Here is a 25,932-nt window from a genome sequence, read left to right as displayed (position 1 = left end):
CCATGTCAAAGACTGTTGTGGTCCTCGGAGCCGGCGTCGGCGGGCTGAGCGTCGCGAGCCGGCTTCGCGAGCAACTTCCCGAGAAGGACCGGATCCTCCTCCTGGATCGGTCCTTCGACGCGACCCTGGGACTGTCCCTGTTATGGGTGATGCGTGGCTGGCGCACCCCCGAGAACGTGCGGGTTCGGCCGACACCCGCCGCCCTGCCCGGCGTCGAGATGGTCACCACCACCGTCGAAGCCATCGAACCGCAACAGCGGCGGGTCCTCACCGAGGCGGGCGAGATCCGCTACGACGCACTGGTGATCGCACTGGGGGCCGACCTGGCCCCCAGGAGCGTTCCGGGACTGGCCGAGGCGATCGAGGCGGGGCAGGCCGAAGAGTTCTACACGACGCATGGCGCGCGCTCGCTGCATCAGGGGTTGCTGGACCTGCGTCAGGGCCGCCTGGCGGTGCTGATCGCCGGCCTTCCCTTCAAATGTCCCGCCGCCCCCTTCGAGGCCGCCCTCCTGGCCGCGGATCTCCTGCGGGAGACCGGGGCGCGCGAGCACGTGCGTGTCGACACCCTCACCCCCGACCCGCTACCCATGCCGGTCGCGGGGCCCGTGGTCGGGCAGGCGCTGGTCGGCATGCTGAGCCGGTACGACATCGGTTTTCTGCCCCAGCGCGGCCTCGAACGCGTGGAGGGGGAGAACCGGCGGCTGGTCTTCACCGACGGCAGCCAGGAGGACTACGACCTGCTGGCCGTCGTTCCGCCGCACCGGCCACCCGCTGCGGTGGTCGGCCCGGGGCTGGGAACCTCCGGCTGGATTCCCGTCGACGCGCGCACCCTGACCACCGATCACGAGGGTGTATGGGCGATCGGTGACGTGACCCTGCTGACCCTGCCCAACGGCAAGCCGCTGCCCAAGGCGGCGGTGTTCGCCGAAGGAGAGGCCGACGTGGTCGCCTTCGGAGTGGCCCGCCATCTCGGCTATGAGGCCCCCACGCCGTGGTTCACCGGATTCGGTTCCTGCTACATCGAACTGGGAGACCACGTGGCGGCCAAGGGAGAGGGGAACTTCCTGGAGGCGCCGTCGCCGATGGTGACGCTTCTTGAGCCCTCCGCCCGCTTCCACCAGGAGAAGGCCGACCAGGAAACCGACTGGATCAAACGCTGGAACGCCTAGCCACGCTCCATGCGCTCCTTGTGCTCGTTTCGGTCCCATGTGAAAGGAGTGGTAGAAAATGCCCACCGACAAGGTGACAGTGGTGCTCGCCGAGTTCGCCCGTGTCGCCAAGGCCATGGCCAACCCCATCCGACTGCACCTGCTCGACCTGCTCTCTCAGGCCGAACGCAACGTCGAGGATCTGGCCGCCGCCGCGAACGTCCCCATCGGTAACACCTCCGCCCAGCTCAAGGTGCTCCGTGACGCCGGGCTCGTGTCCAGTCGGAGGGAAGGCACCCGCATCTACTACCGGCTCGCGGGCGACGACGTCGCCTCGCTGTACGCCAGCCTGCGCCAGGTCTCCCGGCATCGCCTGCCCGACGAGCCGGCGGGCACCGGCCAGACCGGAGCCGTCCAGGCCGCGGGCACCGTCACCCGCGAGGAACTCCTGCGCCGGGTCCGCGACGGCAAGACCATACTCATCGACGTTCGCCCCGCGGTGGAGTACGTCTCCGCGCACATCCCCGGAGCCGTCTCGATCCCGCTGGAGGAACTCCGGGCCAGACTCGGTGAGGTTCCGGTGGGGAGTGAGGTGATCACCTATTGCCGAAGCGCCCACTGTTTCCTGTCCCGGGAGGCGGTCTGGCTTCTCAAAGCCCATGGTCGCTGCGCGCGTCATCTGGAGGAGGGCATGCTCGAATGGCGTCTACACCGCCTTCCGCTGGAATCGGGAATCCGAGCCGTTCGAAATCACGTGGTTCCCCTGCGGCCACGTCAGTTCGCCCATATCGCGGCCCCGGGCTCTTGAGCAGGGACACTGACCGGTTTTGATGATTGACGCTGACGAAAGGAGCGGCATACGCTCGGAAAAATCGCTACAAAAGCGATAACGCCACGGGTGGCGGGTGTGAGGTGGGCCAATGCGACCCTCGCGGGGCAGCGGATCGTCATCTCCGGACAACGTCGGACTCCGCGCTCGGCGCCGCTCCGGCGCCGCACGCGGGTTCTCCTTCGCTCACTGGCTAGGATCGATGTCATGAGCGGGGATCTGGACGACGTGCTGCGGGCCATCGCCGAGCCGCGCCGGCGGGCGATCCTGCGCCTGGTGGCGACGCAGGAGTTGCCCGCCGGCCGAATCGCCGAGCACTTCGACGTCACTCGATCAGCGGTCTCCCAGCACCTGCAGGTTCTCAAGGACGCCGGGCTCATCCTCGAACGTCGCGACGGGACCCGGCGGATCTACCGCGCCAGCGAGGAGGCCCTGACCGAGCTTCGCGAGGTCGTCGAATCGCTGTGGCAGCAGAGCCTGATGAAAGCTCGAGACACCGTTGAGGGTATGGAGGGCATAGCGCACGATGAGTCGGCGGTCAGCTGAGAGATCTGGCAGACTGGCCAAGGTTGTTCCCGCGTCTGCTGAGGTCATGCCGATGAGTAGCTTGATTGGAACCGGAGTGGAGCCGATCCGTCATGCCGTCACCGTCGAGGCTGACCAGGCCCGCACCTTCGGCACCTTCACCAGGCAGCTGGCGACGTGGTGGCCCATCGAGAGTTTCGCGATCGAGCCCGGGAAAGTCCGTGACGTCTGCGTGGAAGAGCACGTGGGCGGCCGCATCTACGAGGTGCTGAACGACGGCCAGGAGCGCGATTGGGGTCATGTCCTGCGCTGGGAGCCGCCCCAGCTCGTGACATTCACCTGGGAAGTGATCCAGGGGCCCGCCTTCACCGAGGTGGAGTTGCGCTTCAAGCCTCTCGGCCCCGCCCTGACTCGCGTGGAAATGATTCACAAGGGCTGGGAGAACCTCACCCCGCTGCTCATGGACTACTACCTGGCGCACCAGTCGGGCTGGCCGATGATCCTGGGGCGCTTCGAGTCCACCTTCTCCGCCTGACCTCCACCGCGAAGCGTTTATCGCAGGTGAACGCGGCCGGCCCGTGATCCGCTGAGTTCGTCCGCCGTCCCCGTGAGGGCCGCCGGAATATCGCCCGCGCTTTTCACCGTACGTTCGCCGTACCCCCGATCATTTCGCCATGAATGCTGCCCGTGTGTGCATCCGGACAGTATTCAATTGATTACCGCGTATTATTCAATAGATCCTTGGGGAATTCTCTTCGTAACCACGCGTCTTGCGCCATGATTTCTGTTGACAATTTACGCCGAATGTTATTGATTGCCTTTCAGGCCTCCATCGAATGCAATGGGGTTGGACGATGGCAATCTCGGGCTCATTTTTAAGATCACTTTTTCGCCGGCCGCTCACTCTTGATCCAAATGATCTCGACCTTGTGCGGCGAGGCTTCTCACCCGCGTCACCTCCGGTGCAGCCGGTCCTCGACGGCGTGGTGCGCAGCTTCGCCGCCGGCTACAACGCGGCGCTCGAGCACGAGCCCCGCGAACTCACCTTCGAAACGCTCAGCCCCGCGCTGCGAGGCTTCGCCTACGAAGGCGCCGCCATGAGCACGACCCTGCTGGACCTGCTGACCGGCACGAGAGGGCGCAGACTGGCCGCCCTGGAGCGGGGAAGCGAGCAGCGCTACACGCACCTGATCCATGTCGGGGCGGGATGGGCGTTCGCGCGGATGCGCCTGCGCCCGTGGACGGGCATCCGCTTCGGCCGGTCACCGCTGCACTGGCTCGCGTGGGACGGATGGGGCTTCCACCAGGCGTTCTTCCGGCCGGCCCAGGTCTTCGCCGGCCATCTCGAACGAGCCGCCAGAGCGGGGAGCAGACCCGTCCGCGACCAGGGCGCCGGACGGGCCCTGTGGTTCTACGCCGGAGCCGACCCGGCCCGCATCCGCGATGTCATCACCACCTTCGCACCCGGCCGCCGGCCCGACCTGTGGGCCGGCATCGGCCTGGCGGCCACCTACACCGGCGCGCAACCACCGGACGTCCTGGAGAACCTCCTCACATCGTCGATCGGCTTCCACGACCACCTCGCCCAGGGCTCGGCGTTCGCCGCCAAGGCGCACTGCCTGTCCGGCGTCATGCCCCCGCAGGTGAGGAGCGCGGCGAGGATCTTGACCGGCGCCGAACCCGAAGCCGCCGCCGAATGGACCGACGCCTCACTTCGCGCCGTCGACGGCCACGACCACACACCACGGGCCTACCAGGACTGGCGCGCCGGCATCCGCCGCGCCTGGGCCATGCACACAGGGGGAGTCACCACATGAGAGGCCGAATCAAAGTCCGCGCGGCTCAGCTGTGCGCACTGCTCCTGACCGTCGCGAGCTGGCACTTCGCGCGGCTTCCCGACGCCGCGCCCGCGACGGCCACGTCGCCGGCCCCGGTGTTCGCCTTCCAGAAACTGCCCCTGAACACCGCCACCACCAAGCGCGACATACGCGCCGTGGCCCCCGCCTACGACAAGATCAGACACTGGATCTCCTCGGTCGGCGCCGCCGTCGCGCTGGCCGACCTGGACGCGAACGGACGAGCCGACGACACCTGCCTGGTGGACCCCCGCGACGACTCCGTCACGCTCCTTCCCGCCCCGGGCACCGGGAGCCGCTACGCCCCCGTGACACTCGCGCCGACCGGTCTGGCCTACAACGCGACCATGGCGCCGATGGGGTGCGTCCCCGGCGACTACAACGAGGACGGCCGGATGGACGCACTCGTCTACCACTGGGGCCGCTCGCCCATCCTCTTCCTGAGGAAGGCCGACCCGATGACCTCCGCCGCCTTCGCCCCGCAGGAACTCGTCCAGCCGTATCAGGTCTGGAACACCAACGCGGTGTCCCTGGCCGATTTCGACGGCGACGGCCACACCGACATCGTCGTGGGCAACTACTTCCCCGACGGCGCCCGCGTCCTCGATCCCACGGCGCGGCAACCCGAGCTGCAGATGCAGGACTCGATGTCGGCCGGCTACAACGCGGGCCGCAACCGCGTGCTGCTCTTCCAGGGCGCCCGGGGAGGAACCACCCCACAGGCGCGGTTCGCCGAGGCGGCCGGTGCGCTGTCGGCGGAGATGGCCAACGGCTGGACGCTCGCGCTGGGCGCCCAGGACCTGAACGCCGACGGCCTGGCCGACCTGTACGTGGCCAACGACTTCGGCCCCGACCGGCTGCTGCGCAACATCTCCACCCCCGGCAACCCCCGCTTCCAGCTGATGGACGGGATCCGCCACCTCACCACCCCCAAGTCCAAGGCGCTGGGACGCGACTCCTTCAAGGGCATGGGCGTCACCTTCACCGACCTCAACCGAGACGACGTGCCCGACATGGTCGTCAGCAACATCACCGAGGAGTTCGCGCTCCTGGAAAGCAACTTCGCCTGGATCAGCGCGCGTAAGAACGTGCTGGACGACGACGGAACCGCCTACTACGACGATCACAGCGAACCACTGGGACTGTCACGAGCCGGGTGGGGCTGGGACATCAAGGCAGGCGACTTCTCCGGTGACGGCCAAACCCAGATCCTCCAGGCCACCGGCTTTTTGAAGGGCACCACCAACCGCTGGCCCGAACTGCAGGAGCTGGCGATGACAAACGACGAACTCCTCGTCCACCCCGGAGCCTGGCCCGAGTTCGGCCCCGGAGACGACGTCTCCGGCGACGATCCCGACCGGTTCTTCGTCCGAGACTCCAACGGCCGCTTCCAGGACATCGCCGCCCAGCTGGGCATCGACAACCCCGGGCCGACCCGGGGCATGGCACTGGCCGACGTCGACCACGACGGTCGCCTCGACTTCGCGGTGGCCAACCAGTGGCGGCAGTCCTACTTCTACCGCAACACCCGAACCACCCAGCGCCCCTTCCTGGGACTGCAGCTCCTGCGGCCCGCGACCGCGTGCGGCGGCCCCGCCACCTCGGCCGCCACGCCCGCGATCGGAGCCACCGCGCTCGTGCGCTCCGGCGCCGCCGGCACCAGAACCGGCCAGGTCCACCCCGCCAACGGTCACGGAGGCGTCTCCTCACCCGAGCTGCTCTTCGCGCTCGGCGCCGCCGCGACCCCGGCGAAGGTGACCGTCGCCTGGCGCGACGCCTGCGGCGTCCGCCACAGCACCGACCTCACCCTCACCCCGGGCTGGCACACCGTACTGCTCGGAACCGACGGCACGGCACGGGAGATCACCCGATGACACGCACCCCAGACCCCCGCACCACCGCACTGCGCCGGTTCGCCCTGTCGATCACCGTCTTCAACGTGCTCGGCCACGCCTTCCTGGGATTCGAGCAGGCCTACGCCACGCCACTCACCGCGATTCTCGTCGCCTACGCCATGGAACTCGGCCTGGAGCGGATCGACGCGACGGCCAACGGCAGGCCCGTCAAATACGCCGGCGGCTGGATACCCCTTGTCAACTTCCTGCTGCCCGCCCACATCAGCGCCCTGGCCTGCGCCATGCTGCTGTACGCCAACGACCGCCTCGAACCCGTGATCTTCGCCGTCGTCGTGTCCATCGCCTCGAAGTACCTGATCCGCGTGCGGCTCAACGGCAAGCTCAGGCACGTGCTCAACCCCTCCAACACCGGCATCGTCATGGTGCTGCTGCTGTTTCCGTGGGTGGGAATCGCGCCGCCCTACCACTTCACCGAATGGGTGAGCGGCCCCCTGGACTGGATCATCCCAGCGGCCATCCTCGCGGCGGGGACGATGCTCAACGCCATGCTCACCAAGAAGATGCCGCTGATCCTGGGCTGGGTGGGAGGATTCGCGGCCCAAGCCGTGATCCGCACGATGATCGACGGAACCGCCACGGTGACCGCTTTGACGGTGATGACGGGAACCGCGTTCGTGCTCTTCACCAACTACATGATCACCGACCCCGGCACCACCCCCGTCAAACCCAGCCGCCAGGTCCTGTTCGGCCTCGGCGCCGCCTGCGTCTACGCCCTGCTGATGCACTTCCACATCGTCTTCGGCCTCTTCTTCGCCCTGGTCATCACCTGCGTCGTCCGCGGCGCCGCGCTCGCCGTCGTCTCCTTGCGCCGGCGTGCCACCGGGGAGGCACCCGCCCCAGCCCAGCAGGGCGCACCCGAACTCTCCGTGTCCGGCCTCACCTCCGGGCACGCCGCGAACAGGACGTGATCCATGGACGAGTCGATCGCGATCGTCGGCGCCGCCTGCAAATACCCCGACGCCGACGGCCTGGACCGACTGTGGGAGATGGTCCTGTCGGGACGCAGAGCGTTCAGGCCCATCCCACCCGCCCGGCTCAATCTCGACGACTACTCGATGACCGCGGCGGGCGACCTGGACGGCACCTACGCCAGGTTCGCCGCGGTACTGGAGGGATGGACGTTCGACAGGGCCCGCTTTCGCGTACCGGGCTCCGTGCACCGCGTCACCGACACGGCGCACTGGCTGGCCCTGGAGATCGCCGCGGACGCGCTGCACGCCGCCGGATTCCCCGACGCTCACGGCCTGGACCGCGACCGGGTCGGCGTGATCGTCGGCAACACGATGAACGGCGAGTTCAGCCGCGCGGCCGGCCTGCGGCTGCGCTGGCCCTACGTGCGGCGCGTGCTCCAGCACGCGCTGAGCGCCGAGGGATGGGACCCCGGCGCGCAGGCCCGTCTCCTCACCGGCCTGGAGCAGACCTACAAGAGCCCCTTCCCCGAACCCAACGACGAGAGCCTGGCGGGCGGGCTGGCCAACACCATCGCCGGGCGCATCTGCAACCACTTCGACCTGCGCGGCGGCGGGTACACCGTGGACGGCGCCTGCTCCTCCTCCCTGCTCGCCGTCGTCACCGCGGCCAGGGCGCTGCGGGCCGGCGACCTCGACATGGCGATCGCCGGCGGGGTCGACCTGAGCCTTGATCCCTTCGAGCTGGTCGGCTTCGCGCGTACCGGCGCGCTCGCCACCTCGGCGATGCGGATCTACGACGCCGACCCCACCGGTTTCTGGCCGGGAGAGGGATGCGGGATGGTGGTCTTGATGCGGGCCGAGGACGCCCTGGCCGCCGGCCGCACCCCGCTGGCCCTCATCCGCGGCTGGGGCGTCTCCTCCGACGGCCGGGGCGGGATCACCCGGCCGGAGCGGGATGGCCAGTTGCTCGCCGTCCACCGAGCCTACGAACAGGCGGGGTTCGGCCCCGAGACGGTGTCCCTGTTCGAGGGACACGGCACCGGGACCGCGGTCGGCGACAGCGTGGAGATCTCCACTTTGACCGAGGCGCAGCGCGGCCGCAGAACCCTCCCTCCGGCCGCGCTGGGTTCCATCAAGGCCAACATCGGCCACACCAAGGCCGCGGCCGGCGTCGCCGGACTGCTGAAGGCGGCTCTGGCCCTGCAACGACAGGTCATCCCCGCGACGACCGGCTGCGAGGAGCCGCACGAACTGCTGCGCGCCCCCTCGGCGCCGCTCCGCGTGGTTGACGAGCCCGAACCCTGGCCGCAGGGCGCGCCGCTGCGCGCCGCGGTGAGCGCCATGGGCTTCGGCGGCATTAACACCCACCTCGTCCTGGAATCGCCCACCCCTCGGCACCGTTCCTCGTTCACCCGCGGCGAACGGCGCATCGCCCGGCGCCGACTCGGCCACGAGGTGTTCGTCTTCGGCGCGGCCACCCGCGAAGACCTCGTGGCACAGCTGGAGCGGGCGGCGTCCGTCGCCGCGTCGATGTCCCTCGCCGAACAGGTGGACCTGGCCGCCGGCCTGGCCCGGACCGCGGCCGGCGCTCAGCACGGCCATCGCGCCGCCGTGGTGGCGGCGGACCCCGAGCAGCTGGCCCGCCGGTTACGGCAGGCGGCCCAGCTGGTCGCCGGCGATGACGGCGACGGGCTCGTGACCGTTCCCGGGATCAGCGTCGCCAGCGGTTCGCCCGGCCGCGTGGGCCTGCTGTTCACCGGTCAAGGCGCCGCGCCGCCCACGCGGGCCGGTGCGCTCGGCGTCGTCCTGCCCGACATCGAGGACCACTTCGGGAAGGTAGCGGCGGGACGAGAGCCCACCGACACGGCCGTCGTCCAACCGGCGGTCGTGAAGGCCTCGCTGGCGGGCCTGCGCTGGCTGCGGCGGCTCGGCGTCAGCGCGCACGCCGCGGTGGGTCACAGCCTCGGCGAGATCACCGCGCTGCACTGGGGCGAGGTGATGGGCGAAGACGACGTCGTCGCCCTGGCCACCGCGCGAGGGCGCATCATGAGCGAGCACGGAGCACCCCGCACCGGAATGATCTCGATCGCCGCGGACGCGGACCTGTCGGCCCGCCTCACCTCCGGCACCGACGTCGTCATGGCGGCCGACCACGGAACCTCACGCGTACTGGCCGGCCCCGCCGACGATCTGGACCGCATCATGCGCCGATGCCGGGAGCAGGACGTGGTGGCCAAGCCGTTGAAGGTCAGCCACGGCTTCCACTCACCGGCCTTCGCGGCGGCCGAGCCGGAACTCGGGCGCTACCTGCACACGATCGAGATGAACGCCCCGGCTCGCCGTGTGCACTCGACGGTCACCGGTGACCTGCTCACCGGCGAGACCGACATGCGCCGGCTGCTCACTCGCCAGCTGACGGCGCCGGTACTCTTCCGCCAGGCCGTGTCGGCGCTGGCCCAGTCGTGTGACCTGCTCGTCGAGGTCGGCCCCGGGCACGCCCTGGCCTCACTGGCGGGAGACATCACCTCCGTTCCCGCCCTGTCCCTGGACCTCGGCGCCGAGTCGGGGCTGGCGCTGTGCCAGGTGGCGGGAGCGCTGCACGCCCTCGGTGCGGCGCTCGACCTGCGGCCGATGTTCGCCGAACGCTTCCACCGCGACTTCGACCTGTGGCGTGATCCCGAGTTCCTGGAAAATCCCTGCGAGCAGGCTCCGGCGACCGTCGCCCTGCCCGACGTGCGGCCTCCCACCTCCGCCCCCCAGGCCCCGGCCGAGGCGCCCGGACCACACGGAGACGTCTCCTCGCTGGTCAAAAAGCTGGTGGCCGACACCATCGAGCTTTCCGTCACCGCGATCGACGACCACGACCGGCTGCTGAGCGACCTGCATCTGAACTCGCTGCGCGTGGTGCAACTCGCCGCCCAGGCGGCGACGGCCTGCCGGCGGGCCGTCCCGGTCGAACCGCTGATGCTCGCGGACATGTCGATCGTGGAGCTGAGCCGGCTGATCGAAACCCTTCCCGCCGCCGACGACGCCGGAGCCGAGGGGCCGACGCCCCCGGGCGTGACCGACTGGCACCGCGTCCTGGTGCCGCGTCCCGAACCGGTCGAGCTGACGGGCCGGACCGCCGACCACTCCTGGCGTATCCGGGGGAGCGGGCCGCTGCGCGCCGAGCTGGAGCCGCTGCTGCGTATCGGCGAGCGGCGGCCCCTTGCCGAACTCCTCTTCCTGCCCGAAGACCCCGGCGACCAGGACATCGCCGAACTGCTCGACGTCGCGCGCGCGGCCGTCGAGACGGCGACCCCGCTCACCGTCGTCGACCACGGAGATACGGCCTCGGGATACCTGGCCACGATCCGGCAGGAGCACCCGGAGTCGGCGATTCGCTGGGTGGGAGCCTCCTGCCGCGGCGCGGCCGCCACGACCGCCCGCATCCTGCGCTCCCCTCTCGACGCCCACCTCGAACTCCTGGTCGACGAGAGGGGCCAGGCCCACACCGTCGGCTACACGCCCATGACGTCCGCCCCGGACACGGAGGTCCCGCTGGGCGAAGCCGACGTCGTCCTGGTCACCGGCGGAGGCAGGGGCATCGGCTTCCACAGCGCCCTGACCCTGGCAAAGCTGTCGGGGGCACGCCTGGCGCTTCTCGGACGCGGTGACCCCGCAGGCGACGACGAACTGCGCGAGAACCTGTCGCTGCTGACCACCTCCGGGATCGGCCACCTCTACCTCCGCGCCGACGTGAGCGACGCGGCCGACCTGCGCCGAGCGGTCCACCAGATCACCTCCGAACTCGGCCCGATCACCGGGGTCGTCCACAGCAGCGGGATCAACCACCCCAAGCGCTTCACCGAGCTACGAGCGGACGACTACGCCGAGCACGCGGCCGCCAAGTACCGGGGCCTGCGCCTGCTCGTCGACGCCCTCGACACCTCCCGCCTGCGCCTGCTGGTCACCTACGGATCGGTGATCGGAAGGTTCGGCCTGCCAGGGGAGGCGCACTACGCGCTGGCCAACGGCCGGATGCGCGAGCTGGCCCGCGTGCTCGCCCGCGACCTGCCGCACTGCTGGGTCTGCAATGTGGACTGGACCGCCTGGTCCGGTGCCGGCATGGGAGAGCGGCTCGACGTCCTGGACGGCCTCATCCGCGCCGGGGTGGTTCCGCTTCCCGTCGAGGCGGGCCTCGGCCTGCTCCGGAACCTGCTGTCGGCACGCCCGGCCGCACCGAGCGTCCTGGCCACGGGCCGCCTTCCCCAGCTGAACCGCGAACCCGTCCTCGATGAACACCCCTACCTTCGGCGGGTCCGCACCCTGGTTCCCGGCGTCGAACTCGTCGCCGAGGCCGATCTCGACACCCGGCGCGACCCCTACCTGCTCGACCACCGCATCGACGGCCTCCTGGTGCTTCCAGCCGTCTGCGCCCTGGAGGCGATGGCACAGGCGGCCGGCGCGCTGAGCGGACGTCCTGTCACGAACCTGGAGAACTGCCGGTTCGAACGCCCAGTGATCATCCCGGAGGCGGGGACCGCGACCATCAGGATCTGCGCCCTGGCCGGAGAGAACGGCGACATCGAGGTCGTCGTCCGCAGCGACGAGAGCGGCTACACCGTCGACCACTTCAGCTGCCGCGCGGTGTTCGCGGCCCGCGACCCCGAAGACGTGACCGCGAGGCGGTCGCGGCTGCCCGCCCACCGCGGACACGACCTCTACGGCCCCACCTTCTTTCACGGTCCGCTCTTCCAGCGGCTGCGACGCTACGACCACCTCGAGGCGACCGCGTGCACGGCCGTCCTGGAGACCGGCGAGCGGTGGCGGTTCGGCGCGGCGACGACAGGACCCCTCCTGCTCGGCGATCCCTCCCTGAACGACGCGACCATCCACGTCCTGCAGGCGTGCGTACCGAACCGGCGCCTGCTGCCCGTCGGCTGCGACGCGTTCACCCTCCACCGCCACGAGCCACACGACGGCGATGACCTGGTCCTGGCAGCGGTCGAACGCTCCCACACGGGAGCGGACCACACCTACGACGTGACCGTCCGCGACACCGCCGGCAACCCCGTCCTGAGCTGGGCAGGGCTGCGGCTTCGAGACGTCGGGCCCATCGAACCCCCCCACGGGTGGCCCGCCGTCCTCCTGGGCCCTTACCTCGAGCGAGGGCTGGACACCCTCCTTCCCGGCGCCGGCCTCGGGGTGCGGGTCCTGCCCGCCGCGCGGGAGGGGACCCCCCGCCACGGCGGCGAGCGGCCCGAGGCGCCGGACGCGCAGCAAAGCCGCAGCCACCTCGACGATCTCCTTCTGCAGGTCACCGGGCCGGCCCCGTTGACCTGCGACTGGGAATGGGTGAACGAGGAGACGCAGCGACCAGGCGCGGTGGCGCACTGGAACAGCCTGGCCGACCAGATCACCAGGATGACCGACGAACCGGAACCCCGGGTGCTGGCCCGGCTGTGGACCGTCCGCGAATGCCTGTCCAAGACCGGGCGAGTCGCCGCGCAGGCTCCGCTCACCGTTCAAGGCGCCTACGAGCAGGACTGGCTGCTCCTGCGCAACGGCGCCGAGCACCTCGTCTCGGCGGTGGTCGTCGTCGAGGGCCGGCGCCACCCCGCCGCGATCGCCGTCATGGTGAAGGGAGGATCGTGAACTCCCTCCCGGGAGAGGTGGCGCGTGCGAGCGCCGAAGGCCGGCGCCTCACGCCGGACACCGGGCGGCGACGCCCCCTTCTCGGTGTCGTCGGTTGCGGCGCCATGGGCGCCGCCCTGACAGAACTGTTCGCCGGCCACGGTTTCCCCGTCTACCTGGCAGGGGGCAGGCGGCGAAGCGCGGAAGACCTCGCGGCACGCGTCCCCGCCGTCACGACCGCGGACCTCGACGCGGTGGCCGAGAAGGCGGACGTGCTGATCCTGGCGACTCCGGTACGGGCGAGTTGCCTGGAGATCGCGCCACGGATCGGCCACCGCCTCGCCGGAAAGGTGCTGATGGACGTCTCCAACCCCGGCCCGGCGGACCTGTACGGCATCGAACACCGCTCCGCGGCCGAGCTGATCGCCGAGTCCTTTCCGAAGAGCGTCGTCGTCAAGGCCCTCAACTGCGTCTCGGCGCGTCAGGTCCGGGCCGTCGCCCACGGCGGACCGGCACCCACGGTGCCCATCGCCGGCGACGACCACGAGGCGAAGCGGTCCATCGCCCAGATCCTGCGGCAGACCGGATTCGACGCGGCCGACGCCGGTCCGCTGGACAGCAGCCGGTGGATCGAGGGGCTGACCGAACTGCTGCGCCGGCTCGGGCACGAGGAGGGGCTGGGGGACGCCGTGGGCTTCCGGCTCCTGCGCCTGGCTCCCACGGCCCGCACAGCCACCGACATCCGTGAACCGGAAGGGAAGACACCGTGACAAACCTCGACACCAGCGTGACGGAAACCTCCACCCGCCACAGTTCGGTGCCCGCACGGCGGGGCCTCGTCATCGCGCTCAGCGCCCTGGCCGGGTTCGCCCTGACCGTCATATGGTCGGCCCCGTTCGTCGACCGGGTCATCGGTGACAGCGTCACCGGCGCGATCCTCGGGCACGAGAGCACCGACGCCCCCATCGCGGGAGTCCTCTCAGGCATCGCCTTCGCCTTCGCCAGCGGCGTCGGCGGCACCTTCACCGCGTGCAACATCGCGGCCCTGGGCGCGGTCGCCCCGCTGATGGGGGAAAGACGCTCGCTGCGCGGCCGGCTGGGGCAGGCCCTGCCTCCGCTCGGCTGGCTGGTCGCGGGCATGGCCGTCGTATCAGCCGCCTACGGCGTCATCGCCGCTCTGTTCGGCACGCACATGCCGCAGTACTCGACCGCGACGGTGAGCACCGGTCTCGCTCCGCGGCTCGTCCAGTCGATGGTGGTCTTCGGAGTGATCGGCCTGGCCCTGTGCTATCTGGGACTCGCCGCCCTGAAACTGGTCAGGGACCCGATGGAGCGGCTGTCGCGGCGTTTTCCCCACGCGCGCTCGGCCCTGATGGGCGTTTTGATCGGCGCCTTCCTCGTCGGCCGCCCGTTCGGGCTCTACCGGCAGCTCTTCCGTGACGTCGCCGACAGTCACAACCCGCTTTACGGGGCCTTCTCCTTCGTGATGCAGTCCCTGGGCAACATCATCGTTCTCGCCGTCCTCTTCCTTCTTTTGACGGTCGTGGCCGGCGGACGCCTCCAGCGCTGGATCGCCGCCAGGCCGAGCCGGGCAGCGGTGATCACCGGATCGGCGTTCCTGGTGGCGGGAGTGTTCACCTTCCTCTACTGGGACGTGCGGCTCCTCGCGCGCACCGGCGTCATCTGGTATCCGATCATCACCTGGTACTGACCGGTCTCGCCCTTTCGTGAGATCCACGCCCCGGCGGCCTACGGCTGCCGGGGCACTCCTCACGGGCCCGTGAAGCCTTCGCACTTTCAGAAGCGATAGTGAACCGCCGGGGCGCCCACCGGCCGGTGGGCGCTGCCACCTCCCTGCGGCCTGGGCCGCTCACCTCGGGTACGGCACCTGGGTCTGGGCGTTGAACTGGTCATGGCGGGTGAGTTTCCCGGTGACGGTCCGAAGATCACGAATATCGATCACGTCGAGCCCCTTCTGGGTGTCGGCGGCGTAGATGTAGCCGTTGTAGTAGTAGGCCGACCACGCCCCGCCAAGGAGCAGCTGCGTCTCCGACAGCGGTCCCCGGTCGAAATAGGCGATCTCATGGGGTCTGCGAGCGTCGGTGAAGTCCCAGACGGACACCCCTCCCTGGTACCAGGCCTGGACCATGATGTCGCGGCCCCAGGCGGGGATGAGCGCGCCGTAGTGGGCGACGCAGTTCTCGGTGGCCGTCTGGTGCCGCGGAATCTTGTAGTAGCTCTGCAGCTCCATCGTGCGGCGGTCACCCTTGCCGTTGATCTTGTAGATGGCGTTCGCCCCTCTTTGCGCGCCCACGCCCGGGGTGCAGGTGGCGCCGAAGCCGCCGCCCAGCTCGTCGGTGAAGACGACCTTGTCGCCGTGGTTGCTGAACGTGGCCGAGTGCCAGAAGGCGAAGTTCTCGGTGTCGCGCTCCGCGGTGATCACGTATGGCCGTTCGGGGTCGGAGATGTCGAGGAGGACGCCGTCGCCCATGCAGGCGCCCGCGGCCAGGTTCCTCGCGGGGTAGGCGGTCAGGTCGTGGCAGCCCGTCGTCGGGTACCACGTGCTGCCCGTGCCGCCGGGGTTTCCGCCGCCGGGGAACAGGACCGGCTCGGCCACGACGGCGGCACGGCCCGGATCACGTAACGGCACCTTGACGATGGAGATCTTGTCGTGCGGTGGCCGGCAGTCCGGGAAGGAGGGGTCGGGCAGGTAGGAGGAGATGTAGACGTAGACCGCGCCGCGGTTTGCGCCCTTGCCCGGCACCAGCGTGTGCGTGTGCGACCCGCACGAGGTCTCCACCGACGTCACATACCTCGGCCGTGACATGTCGCTGATGTCGAAGATCTTTATGCCCTCCCAGGCGTCCTTCTCCGTCGCCGGCCTGGGAACGCTCTGGCAGGAATCGTCGCTGCGGGAGTCGTCCGTCGACAAGAAGAGCAGGTCGCCGGCGACCGAGACGTCGTTCTGCGCTCCGGGGCAGACCACCTGGGTGACGATCCGGGGGGAGCGGGGGTTGCCGATGTCGTAGACGGTGAACCCGCCGAAGTTCCCGGCGATGGCGTGCCTGCCGGAGAAGGCGAGGTCGGTGGTGGGGGAGAGCATCCCGTCGAACGGCGCCTGCTTGGCGAGGTTGGCCACGTGCCTGACGTTCCCGCTGTGCACGACGGTGTCGTCCGCCGCCGTCCGCGCCGCCGAGACGGCCGTGGTCGCCGTCGTCGCCGCGGTGGCGCCACCGAGCGCGAGCAGGGCGGCCGAGGCGAGCACCAGCATGGTCCGGACGCGCCCGCGCCGCGGCGCGCCGAGGGGCCGCCCGTCCGTGTCTGGGGGATTGGGGTCCTTCCTGGATCTCATCTCTCCAGTGGATTACTTTAGAAAAATATAGTCAATGGGTTGACGGCGATATCGCATCCGGTTCATCCTGCGGGTGTCCGCACGCCGATGTGACGCAAAAAGAGGCCGCAGGAGGGATCTCGGAGGGGCCCAACTGACAGTTGACGCTTTCGGAAGACATGGCTAACGTTTAAATCCGTACAGCGACCTGCAGATCTCGGCCTGTGGCGTCCGCCGACGGGCGGAACAGCCGGATCCGGAGGTCTGCGGCGTCGGGGGGCGCTGCTCGCACCGCCAATATCGTTGGTTGGAGTAGCCATGACCGTCAGTGACAATTCCCCGCCCGCCTACTCACCGGCGCGGCAGCGATGGACTTTGATCCTTGCGTCCTTCGCCTCGTTCATGGTCGGCCTGGACGTGCTGGTCGTCACGACCGCACTGCCGACCCTGCACGAAGAGCTCGGAGCCGGAGTCGCCGGCCTGGGCTGGACCGTGAACGCCTACGAACTCGGCTTCGCGGCACTCATCCTCACCGGCTCGGCCCTGGGCGATCGGTTCGGCCGCCGCAAACTGTTCGTCATCGGCGTTGGCATCTTCACGCTCAGCTCGGCCCTGTGCGCGCTGAGCACCTCGATCGAGACACTGATCGCGGCCAGGGCGCTGCAGGGAATAGGCGGCGGCATCGCGATCGCCCTGGCGCTGGCGGTCATCACCGACGCCACCCCGCCGCAGGAACGCGGAGCCGCCTTCGGCATCTGGGGCGCCATCTCCGGCGTCGCGGTCGCCGCGGGCCCGCTCATCGGCGGCGCCATCATCCAGGGCTTCGCCTGGCAGTGGATCTTCTGGCTCAACGTCCCGGTCGGTGTGGCCCTGATCGCCCTGAGCCTCATGAAGATCGCAGAAACCCGGGGAGTGGCGTCGAGAATCGACCTGCTCGGCCTGATCCTGTCCACCGCGGGCGTCTTCGCCATCGCCCAGGCCATCATCCGCGGCGGAGAGGCCGGCTGGACCTCGCCCACCGTGCTCGGCGGCATCGTCGGCGGAGTCATCGTGCTGGCGCTGTTCGTCTTCTGGGAGACCAAGACCTCAAGCCCCATGATGCCGGTGAGCATGTTCCGCAACCTCAGCTTCACCGGCGGATGCCTGACCAGTTTCGTACTGGCCGCCGCGCTGTACGGCAACGGCTTCGTCTTCGCCCAGTACCTGCAACTGGCCGAGAACAACGACCCGCTGGGCGTGGGCATCCGCATGCTGCCGTGGGTCGGGCTCGCCCTGTTCATCTCGCCCGTCGCCGGGAAGCTGGCCGACAGCATGGGAGAGCGGCCACTGGTCATCGTGGGACTGCTGCTGCACGGCGTCGGATTCCTCGCGATCGCGTTGATGGCCTCCGCCGGGATGGGCTACGGGCCCATGATCGCCCCGCTGCTGCTGGCCGGTGTCGGGGTCTCCATCGCGTTCCCGACGGTGGCCTCGGCGGTCATGCGCTCGGTCAACCCGATGCAGGTCGGAGTCGCCGCCGGAGTGAGCAACACCATCCGCCAGGTGGGTGCGGTGTTCGGAGTCGCCGCGGTGGCCGCGGTGTTCACCAGCGCCGGCGGCTACGGCTCCAAGGAGCAGTTCGTCGCCGGATTCACCCCGGCGACCATCGTCTTGACCGTCGTCACCTTCGCCGGGGTGGCGGCCGCGCTGATCATTCGCCGCCCCGACCCCGAGACCGCCGCCGCGCCGATGTCGCCCGACATGCAGCCAGGCCCCGCCTCGCCCTGAGACCCCCTCACCTTCCGGCCGAGACGCCCCCTCACCGGGAACCCGACCTCCCAGGAAATCGCAGCACACCACATCACACGAAAGGAAAGTCAATGGGAAAGCCCGTTGCCTGGTTCGACATCACGGCGAAGGACTCCGCCAAGTCCCGCGCGTTCTACTCCGAGGTGTTCGGATGGAAGATCGACTTCGATGCCGACATGAACTACGGAATGATCGACCCCGGCGCCTCCGAGGGCATCCCCGGCGGTATCGGAGAAGCCGGTGAGCACACCCCCGCCGGTGTCGTGATGTACGTCGTCGTCGACGACGCCGAGGAGACCCTCAAGCAGATCGACTCGCTCGGCGGCGAGAAGGAGACGCCGCCCTACGACATCCCCGGCATCGGGAAGATGGCCGTCTTCCGTGACCCCGACGGCAACCGCATCGGTCTGTGGCAGCGCTGAGCAAGCGCCGCCATGCATCCCGGTGAGATGCGATCCGTGAACACGGACGAGGAACTGGACGCCGTCCTTCGAGCGATCGCCGAACCCCACCGGCGGGCGATCCTCACCCTCATCGCATCCACCGAGCTGCCGGCCGGGCAGATCGCCGAACACTTCGAGGTCACCCGGTCGGCGGTTTCCCAGCACCTGAAGGTGCTCAAGGAAGCCGGTCTGATCACCGAGCGCCGTGAGGGCACCCGCCGGCTGTACCGTGCCAGCGAGGCGACCCTGGCCAGGGTCCGCCTGTTCCTGCAGGAAATGTGGCACGCCGGCTTCGACGTGGCCCGCCAGGCGGCCGAGGACGCGGCGCGAAAAAAAAATGACTCCGTGACGTCGCCCGGCTTTTCGTGCCCGCGACGTCTTCGCCGTCACACCCGCCGCACATCCCGTACGGCGACGAACAGCTCAATGCCCTCCGGCGTCTCGCCATCCGCGTCCGCCGGAGACCGGCCTCCGTTGCCATGCCGCTTCAGCGGAACCGAGCGAGGAGCGGAAGATGGTGGACCGACTCAGCGATCTTGCACGGCAGGTGGTCGTCCTGGCCCAGGAAGAGGCCAGGATGTTCAACCACAACTCCGTCGGCACCGAACACCTCCTCCTCGGCCTGGTCCAGGCCGACGGGCTGGCCGGCGCGCTGCTCAAGGAGTTCGACATCGAGCTCGACAGCGTGCACCAGCAGGTGGAGAAAATCGTCGGGGCGGGCCAGCAGTTCACCGCCGGACACATCCCGATGAGCGACGGTGCGGCCAAGCTGTTCGAACGCTCGCTCACCGAGGCCAGGCGGCTGGGGCGCGACCACATCGACACCGAGCACATCCTGCTGGGCATGGTCGCCGTACGGGATGACCCGGCCGTCAAGGTCTTGGCGAACCTGGGAGCCGACGCCGCCCGGGTGCGCGAACGCATCCTGGAGTTGCTCGACCAGGTTCCGCAACCGATCCGCCTGGCCGCCGGACCGGTGCGCTCGGCTGACCTGCTGCTCGAACGCTTCGGGCGCAACCTGACCGACGCGGCCCGCAACGGGGACCTGGATCCGGTGATCGGGCGGGAAAAGGAACTCCAGCGTCTCATCCAGGTTCTCTGCCGCCGCACGAAGAACAACCCGCTGCTGATCGGGGAACCCGGCGTCGGCAAGAGCGCCCTGGTCGAGGGCCTGGCACAAAGAATCGTCAGCGGGCAGGTGCCCGACGTCCTGGACGGCAAGCGCCTGTACACCCTGGAACTGGGCGCCCTGGTGGCCGGTGCGCGCTATCGCGGCGAGTTCGAGGAGCGCCTGAAGACCGTGGTCACCGAGATCCAGGCCGACGGCGGCATCATCTTGTTCGTCGACGAGTTGCACACCCTCCTGGGAGCCGGCGCGCCCGAGGGAACGATCGACGCCGCCTCGATCCTGAAACCCCTGCTGGCCCGAGGCGAGCTGCGCACGATCGGTGCCACCACACCCCAGGACTACCGCAGACACCTGGGCGGGGACGCGGCCCTGGCCCGCAGGTTCCAGGCCGTCCAGGTGGAACCACCCGACGCCGCCGCCACCGTCGAGATCCTCAAGGCGTTGCGCGAACGCTACGAGACGCATCATCGGGTGTCGATCACCGACGAGGCCGTGCTCACCGCGGTACGCCTGACGGATCGTCATCTTCCCAGCCGTTTCCTGCCCGACAAGGCCATCGACGCGATGGACGAGGCGGCGGCACTGACCCGGATCCGGGCGCTGGCCCTGCCCGACGCGGAAAGGACGGCACAGGTCACCGGTGAACTCATCGCCGAGGTGGTGGCCGCGATGACCGGTATCCCGCTGACGCAGGTCTCCACGGGGGAGACGACGCGGCTGCTGGCGATGGAGATCGAGCTTCGCAAGCGCGTGGTCGGCCAGGACGCCGCGATCGCGGTACTGGCACGCGCTGTCCGGCGCGCCAGGACAGGAGTGGGGGATCGGGGCCGTCCCAACGGTTCGTTCGTCTTCGCGGGCCCCACCGGAGTGGGCAAGACCGAACTCGCCAAGGCGCTGGCCGCGTTCCTCTCCGGCCGCGACGACGCGCTCATCCAACTGGACATGAGCGAGTACATGGAAAAGCACTCCGTATCCAAGATGTTCGGTGCGCCGCCGGGTTATGTCGGCTACGAAGATGGAGGCCGGCTTACCGAGGGTGTTCGACGAAGCCCCTTCTCGGTGGTGCTGTTCGACGAGATCGAAAAGGCTCACCCCGATGTTCTCGACATGCTTCTCCAGGTCCTGGAGGATGGCCGGCTCACCGACGGCCACGGCCGGCAGGTCGATTTCACCAACACCGTGGTCATCATGACGACCAACCTGGGGGCCGGAAACCTCGCCTGGAGCCTGCCCGCCGGTTTCGCCGATCCCGGCGACGACAGCCTCGGCGCCGAGCACGCGCGATCCAGGGTCGAAGACGAGCTCCGAGATCATCTGCGACCCGAATTCCTCAACCGGGTGGACGACGTCGTCGTGTTCGGCCATTTGACACCGGCCGACCTGCTGGAGATCGTCGATCTGACCGTCGCCCGCCTGTCCGAGCGTCTGAGCGGCAACAGAGCCATCACCCTGGAGGTGAGGCCGGACGCCCGACGCCTGCTGGCACACCTCGGCCACGACCCGGCACAGGGCGCCCGCCTCCTGCGGCGAGTCGTCCGGCAACTGCTCGACGACCCCCTGTCCGCCCTGATTCTCAGCGGGCGGCTCCAGGCCGGGCAGAGCGTCGTCGTCAGCGCCGAGGCAACCGGATCCGCCGCGCTCACCTTCACGCCAGGACCCTCGACCGATCACGATCCGTCTCGAACCGAAAGTGGTGATGTCCGTGTTCTCTGATCACATGGCCGCCTTGGACGCCGCGATCGAATCCACGATCGCTCCGGCCGCGGCGGAGACCGACCGCCGTGGAACGTTTCCGCGTGCCGGCGTCGACGCGCTCGCCCAGGCCGGCCTGCTGGGCCTCACGAGCGCCAAGGAGCTCGGCGGCGGCGGCCAGGGCCTGTCCGAGGCCGCGAAGGTGATCGAAAGGCTCGGCGAGACGTGCGGGTCGACCGCCATGGTCGTGCTGATGCACTACGCCGCGACGGCGCTGATCGAGGCCTACGGCAGCGAGAAGGTCCGCGCGGAGATCGCCCGCAACGAGCACCTCACCACACTCGCCTTCTCCGAGGCCGGTTCCCGCAGCCACTTCTGGGCCCCCCTCGGCACGGCCTCCTCCGGCGACGGCGGCATCCGGCTCGACTCCAGGAAGAGCTGGGTCACCGCCGCGGCCGAGGCGGACAGCTACGTGTGGTCGACCCGCCCGCTGGAGGCCGAGGGCCCCATGACGATCTGGCTGGTGCGCAGCGACGCGGCCGGCCTGCGCGACCGCGGGCCGTTCGACGGATTCGGGCTGCGCGGAAACGCCTCCAGCCCCATCACGGGTGAGAACGTCACCGTCGACCGGGACGCCATGCTCGGCGCGGACGGCTCGGGCCTGGACATCGCGCTCCAGACCGCGCTGCCGTACTTCCTCGTCCTGAACGCGGCGTTCTCCCTCGGGCTCATGGAGGCACTGGTCGCCAAGGCACATGACCACCTGCTGGGCACCAGGCTCGACCACCTCGACCAGACGCTCGCCGAGCAGCCGCTGCAGCGAGCCCGATTCGCGCAACTGCACACCCGCACCGACGAGGTCCGCGCCTTCCTGACCGACACCCTCACCGCGCTGGAGACCGGCCGCGCGGACGCCACCCTGCGCGTCCTGCAGGTCAAAGCGGTCTCTGCCGAGGCCGCGGCGGAGGTCGCCGACGGTGTGATGCGGTTGTGCGGAGGGTCGGCGTTCCGCAAGGAGACGGGGGTGGAGCGATTGTTCCGCGACGCGCTCGCCGCACGCGTGATGGCCCCCACGACCGACGCCCTGCACGACTTCGTCGGCCGGGCCACCCTCGGCATGCCGCTCTTTTAGGAGGATTCCACGATGACGCTGCTCATGGGTGCGGTCGCCTACGACCCCAAGGTGGTGACGATCTGGGGCGGGTTCAGGTCGTGGCTGCTCGACCAGGGATTCGCCTTCGACTTCGTCCTCTACTCCCACTACGAGCGCCAGGCCGAAGACCTCGTGGAGGGGCGCATCGACGCCGCCTGGAACTCCCCGCTGGCCTGGATCCGCGCCCGGCGCCTGGCCGAGGCCCGCCGGCGCCGGCTCACCCCCCTGGTCATGCGCGACACCGACCGGGATCTCACCTCGGTGATCGTGGTCCGCGCGGACTCCCCCTACAAGGACCTGGCCGATCTGAAGGGGGAGACCGTCGCGGTCGGCGCCGTGGACTCCCCGCAGGCCACCCTGATCCCCTCCTCGTTCCTGGCCGGGCGCGGCCTGCGACCGGGGATCGACGTGCCGATCCGCCGGTTCGACGTCGGCGTGGGCCTGCACGGCGACCACATCGGCGGCGAGCGGGACGCCGCCCGCGCCCTCGCGGCCGGCACGGTGGCCGCCGCATGCATGATCGACTCCAACCACCTGCTGTTCGGCCGCGAGGGCACCCTCGCCGCGGGCAGCACCCGTGTCCTCGCCCAGACCCCGCCCTACGACCACTGCAACATGAGCGTCGGCGACCACGTGCCCGCGCAGGTCACCCAGGCCTTCGGTGATCTCCTGCTGTCCATGTCCTACGCCGACCCCCGGGTACGCCCCCTGTTCGACCTCGAAGGGCTCACCGTGTGGCAGCCCGGCAGAACGAGCGGATACGCCGCGTTGGAGGCCGCGGTCGACGAGACGGGCTTCTACGACGCGTCCGGGGCCGTCACAGCGGACGGATACACGCCATGACCGGCCCGCCGCCCCTGCTCGACCTTCGAGACCTCAGCTTCGAGCGCGGCGCCCACCTGCTGGTGCAAAGGGCGCTGCGCGACCTGGAACCCGGAGACGAGCTGGCGGTGACCGGCCGCGACGCCGCACTCGTCGTCCATCTCGAGGCCTGGTGCCGGGGCAGAGGACACCGCGTGCACCTCGTCGAGGACGCCGACGACGCCGACGACGAGGTGCGGGCCCGGGTGGTGCGCGGCCGCACCGATCTCGACCGGTGGGCACACGCCGAACGCGCGGGCGGCCCCGCTCCCGAGGGAATCGTCGCCGACCCCCCGCGGCACTGGGGCCTGGCGGCGCGCGGAGCACTCGTCGAACCCGGCGGCCCGGAGCTTCCCGTCGACCTGATCCACCGGGACCTGGTCTGGTCCACGATCGCACCCAGCCTGTACGCGCACGCGGCCGCCGCCCAGTGGGATCCGGCCACGGCGGTGGCGTGGGACGCGGAGTTCAGCCTGTCCGACGAGATCGAGCGGGCGGTGGTGCAGGTGATGACCTTCCTGGTGGAGAACGAGCAGGCGGCCCTGGTCGTCCCGGCCCGGCTGCTGGCCCGCGTCCACCCGCATTTCAGGGAGGTCCTGCAGCTCCTGGCCGTCCAGGCGGCCGACGAGGCCCGGCACGTCGAGGTCTTCACCCGCCGTGCCCTGCTCACCGGCGGCGACATGGGCACCTCGTCGGTGAGCGGGCGAGAATCGCTGAGCACCCTGCTCACCGAGCCGGACTTCTCCCTCGCGTCGTTCCTGCTGTCGGTGCTGGGGGAGGGAAGCTTCCTCAACCTGCTGACCTTTCTCGACCAGCACGCCCCCGATCCGGTGACGCGCCAGGTCGCGAGGCTCGCCCGGCAGGACGAGGCGCGGCACGTCGCCTTCGGGGTGGCCCACCTGCAACACCAGTCGGCGGTCGATCCGTCGCTGCGCGACCGGCTTCGCGCCGCGGTGGAGAGGCGGCACGAGACCCTCGTCAGCAGCGCCGGGCTGAACCAGGACGTCTTCGACGCCCTGGTCACCCTGGCCGCCGGAGAATGGACGCCAGAAGCCGTCGAACGCGGGTACGCGAAGGTGCTGCGACTGCAGGCGGAGATGGACGAGGGACGCCGGCACCGCCTCGTGCGGCTGGGTTTCCCGCACGACGAGGCCACCGAGCTGTCCGCCCTGCACACCCGCAACTTCATGTGAGCCGGGGGTGCGGCGCCGCGTTGGAGCGGCCGGCGCCGCACCCCTCACCATCGGGTCAGCCCCGCTCGGAGAGCTGGCCCAGGGCGCTCAGGCCAAGGGTGTTGACCATCCGCGCCACCCAGTTGAACTGGCAGGCGGTCCAGACCGCCTCCAGGATCTGCTCGTCGCTCCATCCCACCGCCCGGAGCCTGACGAAATCCTGATCGAGGATCCGGTACGCCTCGTGCGTGATGCGATGAGCCAGCCGCAGGAGCTCGCGGGTCGGCTCGGGGATCGCCATGTCGTCGATGTCGGCGACGGCGAGACTCGCGGCAAGGCCGGGGTCCGCTCCGATCAGGTCCAGGAAGAGGACGTGGGCGTCGACGCAGTACCGGCACGCGACCTCCCGCGCGACGAAGGCGGCGATCAGCTCCTTGACGTCGCGATCCAGGACGCCCTCGAGGAAGACCGAACGGTATCCGTCCCAGAAGGCCCGCAGATAACTCGGGCGTGTGCTGACCAGCTTGAAGACGTCGGGGACCAGGCCGAAACCCAGCCGGTCCCGTATCTCCTCGTAGATCGCCGCCGTGTCTCCCGTCGCGGCCGCCTCGTGGATCACAGGCACTCGCACACCGGGCGAATGTGTCACCATGCTCGCTCCCGATCCGCCTCTTGTCGTATGTTCCTATCTAGAAATAAAGTATAGAATTCAAGAGGAGGATCACAATGAGTCATGTGCGGAGAAACTACGGACAGTACTGCGGCCTGGCCTCGGCTCTCGACATCGTGGGGGAGCGCTGGACGTTGCTCATCATCCGTGAGTTGCTGCTGGGCCCCCGGCGCTACAGCGAACTGGTCGCCGAGCTTCCCGGCATCGGCACCAACCTGCTCGCGGAGCGTCTCAAATCCCTTACTGAGCAGGGAATTCTGGTGAAGCCCACCTCCCGTGACCAGGGGTATGAGCTGACCGAGTCGGGCCGGCAGCTGCGCGAGCCGGTGCTGATGCTGGCGCGCTGGGGGATGGCGTTCCTCGGCGCACCCCAGGCCGACCAGGAGGTCCGGCCGCACTGGGGATTCCTCGCGGTGCAGGCGATGATCGACCCGGCGCGCGCGTCGGACGTCGACGAGGTATACGAATTTCATGTGGACGACGTCACCTTCCACATCGCCGTCGAAGGACGGGTTCCTCGCGCGACCGACGGAGCGTACGACGGCCCCTGCTCCATGGTGGCGCGTACCGACGCCAGAACCTTCGTGGAGATCGGATCCAAGCGGCTGACCCCCTTCGAGGCCCTGGCTTCGGGCAGGCTCATGCTGTCCGGCGATCCCGACGCGATCATGCGCTCCAGCTTCCTGCTGGGCCTCATGCCCGAGATGGACGCCGTCGCGGGCGCACGCTGACCTCTTCTCACAATTTAAGAAACAATAGAATTTCGTGGTGCTTTCACGCTCCGTCATCGATCGGCCCCTCTATCTTTGAGTTGAATATGTGCTGACGAAGGTCTCTTTTCGATGGCTCGACAACTGCCTCACACCTCCCCTGGCAACAGAGCTTCTTTACG

19 protein-coding genes and 1 pseudogene are annotated in these 25,932 nt (G+C 69.4%); 18 read left to right on the top strand and 2 right to left on the bottom strand.

The annotated features are described in order from the left end of the window. The first annotated feature begins 2 nt into the window (after positions 1–2). The 10 genes from ACTOQ2_RS24695 (at position 3) to ACTOQ2_RS24650 (ending at position 14,512) form a co-directional block, all read left to right on the top strand. Positions 3–1,169 (top strand): NAD(P)/FAD-dependent oxidoreductase, encoded by a 1,167-nt coding sequence (locus ACTOQ2_RS24695; RefSeq protein WP_440102556.1) that lies wholly within the window; start codon positions 3–5, stop codon positions 1,167–1,169. A gap of 58 nt (positions 1,170–1,227) precedes the next feature. Beyond that, positions 1,228–1,956, top strand: a complete 729-nt coding sequence (locus ACTOQ2_RS24690) for an ArsR/SmtB family transcription factor (protein WP_440072827.1) — start codon at positions 1,228–1,230, stop codon at positions 1,954–1,956. Positions 1,957–2,184: 228 nt separating this feature from the next. Next, positions 2,185–2,523, top strand: coding sequence for an ArsR/SmtB family transcription factor (locus ACTOQ2_RS24685; RefSeq protein ID WP_440102554.1), 339 nt, complete (start codon positions 2,185–2,187; stop codon positions 2,521–2,523). 52 nt (positions 2,524–2,575) lie between these two features. Continuing rightward, complete coding sequence (locus ACTOQ2_RS24680) at positions 2,576–3,037, top strand: SRPBCC domain-containing protein (RefSeq protein ID WP_440102552.1); 462 nt, start codon at positions 2,576–2,578, stop codon at positions 3,035–3,037. Positions 3,038–3,338: 301 nt separating this feature from the next. Beyond that, entirely contained in the window at positions 3,339–4,319 is a 981-nt protein-coding gene (locus tag ACTOQ2_RS24675; protein ID WP_440102550.1) for a DUF1702 family protein, read from the top strand. Next, the gene (locus ACTOQ2_RS24670) at positions 4,316–6,232 is read left to right on the top strand and encodes a CRTAC1 family protein (protein WP_440102548.1); all 1,917 of its coding nucleotides are present in this window, start codon (positions 4,316–4,318) and stop codon (positions 6,230–6,232) included. Before ACTOQ2_RS24675 ends, ACTOQ2_RS24670 begins: the two co-directional genes overlap by 4 nt. Next, positions 6,229–7,182: an enediyne biosynthesis protein UnbU gene (locus ACTOQ2_RS24665; RefSeq protein ID WP_440102546.1), complete on the top strand. Its 954-nt coding sequence runs from the start codon at positions 6,229–6,231 to the stop codon at positions 7,180–7,182. The genes ACTOQ2_RS24670 and ACTOQ2_RS24665 overlap by 4 nt, the downstream gene beginning before the upstream one ends. A gap of 3 nt (positions 7,183–7,185) precedes the next feature. Beyond that, positions 7,186–12,822 carry a type I polyketide synthase gene (locus ACTOQ2_RS24660; RefSeq protein ID WP_440102544.1) on the top strand — a complete coding sequence of 1,879 codons (5,637 nt, stop codon included), beginning with the start codon at positions 7,186–7,188 and terminating at the stop codon, positions 12,820–12,822. Then, positions 12,819–13,571, top strand: coding sequence for an NADPH-dependent F420 reductase (locus tag ACTOQ2_RS24655; RefSeq protein WP_440102542.1), 753 nt, complete (start codon positions 12,819–12,821; stop codon positions 13,569–13,571). The genes ACTOQ2_RS24660 and ACTOQ2_RS24655 overlap by 4 nt, the downstream gene beginning before the upstream one ends. Continuing rightward, positions 13,568–14,512: a hypothetical protein gene (locus ACTOQ2_RS24650; protein ID WP_440102541.1), complete on the top strand. Its 945-nt coding sequence runs from the start codon at positions 13,568–13,570 to the stop codon at positions 14,510–14,512. Before ACTOQ2_RS24655 ends, ACTOQ2_RS24650 begins: the two co-directional genes overlap by 4 nt. A gap of 159 nt (positions 14,513–14,671) precedes the next feature. Here the strand turns inward: ACTOQ2_RS24650 and ACTOQ2_RS24645 are convergent, their stop codons facing one another. Beyond that, the gene (locus tag ACTOQ2_RS24645) at positions 14,672–16,072 is read right to left on the bottom strand and encodes an LVIVD repeat-containing protein (RefSeq protein WP_440102727.1); all 1,401 of its coding nucleotides are present in this window, start codon (positions 16,070–16,072) and stop codon (positions 14,672–14,674) included. Between the two features lie 378 nt (positions 16,073–16,450). Between ACTOQ2_RS24645 and ACTOQ2_RS24640 the strand changes: the two genes are divergently transcribed. The 7 genes and pseudogenes from ACTOQ2_RS24640 (at position 16,451) to ACTOQ2_RS24610 (ending at position 24,391) form a co-directional block, all read left to right on the top strand. Then, complete coding sequence (locus tag ACTOQ2_RS24640; protein ID WP_440102539.1) at positions 16,451–17,899, top strand: DHA2 family efflux MFS transporter permease subunit; 1,449 nt, start codon at positions 16,451–16,453, stop codon at positions 17,897–17,899. Between the two features lie 92 nt (positions 17,900–17,991). Continuing rightward, positions 17,992–18,342 carry a VOC family protein gene (locus ACTOQ2_RS24635; RefSeq protein WP_440102537.1) on the top strand — a complete coding sequence of 117 codons (351 nt, stop codon included), beginning with the start codon at positions 17,992–17,994 and terminating at the stop codon, positions 18,340–18,342. A 12-nt stretch (positions 18,343–18,354) separates the two neighbouring features. After that, positions 18,355–18,606 (top strand): annotated as a pseudogene (locus tag ACTOQ2_RS24630) (ArsR/SmtB family transcription factor); the annotation flags it as partial. A 271-nt stretch (positions 18,607–18,877) separates the two neighbouring features. Further along, on the top strand, positions 18,878–21,205 hold the full coding sequence (locus ACTOQ2_RS24625; RefSeq protein ID WP_440102535.1) for an ATP-dependent Clp protease ATP-binding subunit: 2,328 nt from the start codon (positions 18,878–18,880) through the stop codon (positions 21,203–21,205). After that, the gene (locus tag ACTOQ2_RS24620) at positions 21,195–22,316 is read left to right on the top strand and encodes an acyl-CoA dehydrogenase family protein (protein WP_440102534.1); all 1,122 of its coding nucleotides are present in this window, start codon (positions 21,195–21,197) and stop codon (positions 22,314–22,316) included. The genes ACTOQ2_RS24625 and ACTOQ2_RS24620 overlap by 11 nt, the downstream gene beginning before the upstream one ends. A gap of 12 nt (positions 22,317–22,328) precedes the next feature. Continuing rightward, the gene (locus ACTOQ2_RS24615) at positions 22,329–23,180 is read left to right on the top strand and encodes a phosphate/phosphite/phosphonate ABC transporter substrate-binding protein (protein ID WP_440102532.1); all 852 of its coding nucleotides are present in this window, start codon (positions 22,329–22,331) and stop codon (positions 23,178–23,180) included. Continuing rightward, a complete protein-coding gene (locus ACTOQ2_RS24610) occupies positions 23,177–24,391 on the top strand; it encodes a hypothetical protein (protein WP_440102530.1) in 1,215 nt (404 codons plus the stop codon). Before ACTOQ2_RS24615 ends, ACTOQ2_RS24610 begins: the two co-directional genes overlap by 4 nt. Before the next feature lie 55 nt (positions 24,392–24,446). Here the strand turns inward: ACTOQ2_RS24610 and ACTOQ2_RS24605 are convergent, their stop codons facing one another. Then, positions 24,447–25,001: a peroxidase-related enzyme gene (locus ACTOQ2_RS24605; protein ID WP_440102528.1), complete on the bottom strand. Its 555-nt coding sequence runs from the start codon at positions 24,999–25,001 to the stop codon at positions 24,447–24,449. 95 nt (positions 25,002–25,096) lie between these two features. Between ACTOQ2_RS24605 and ACTOQ2_RS24600 the strand changes: the two genes are divergently transcribed. Continuing rightward, complete coding sequence (locus ACTOQ2_RS24600; protein WP_440102527.1) at positions 25,097–25,771, top strand: winged helix-turn-helix transcriptional regulator; 675 nt, start codon at positions 25,097–25,099, stop codon at positions 25,769–25,771. Positions 25,772–25,932: the final 161 nt, after the last annotated feature.

Origin of the sequence: Streptosporangium sp. H16 (assembly GCF_051918855.1) — a bacterium.
In the GTDB taxonomy this organism is placed as follows: domain Bacteria; phylum Actinomycetota; class Actinomycetes; order Streptosporangiales; family Streptosporangiaceae; genus Streptosporangium.
This window is presented reverse-complemented; position numbering and strand designations above follow the sequence as displayed.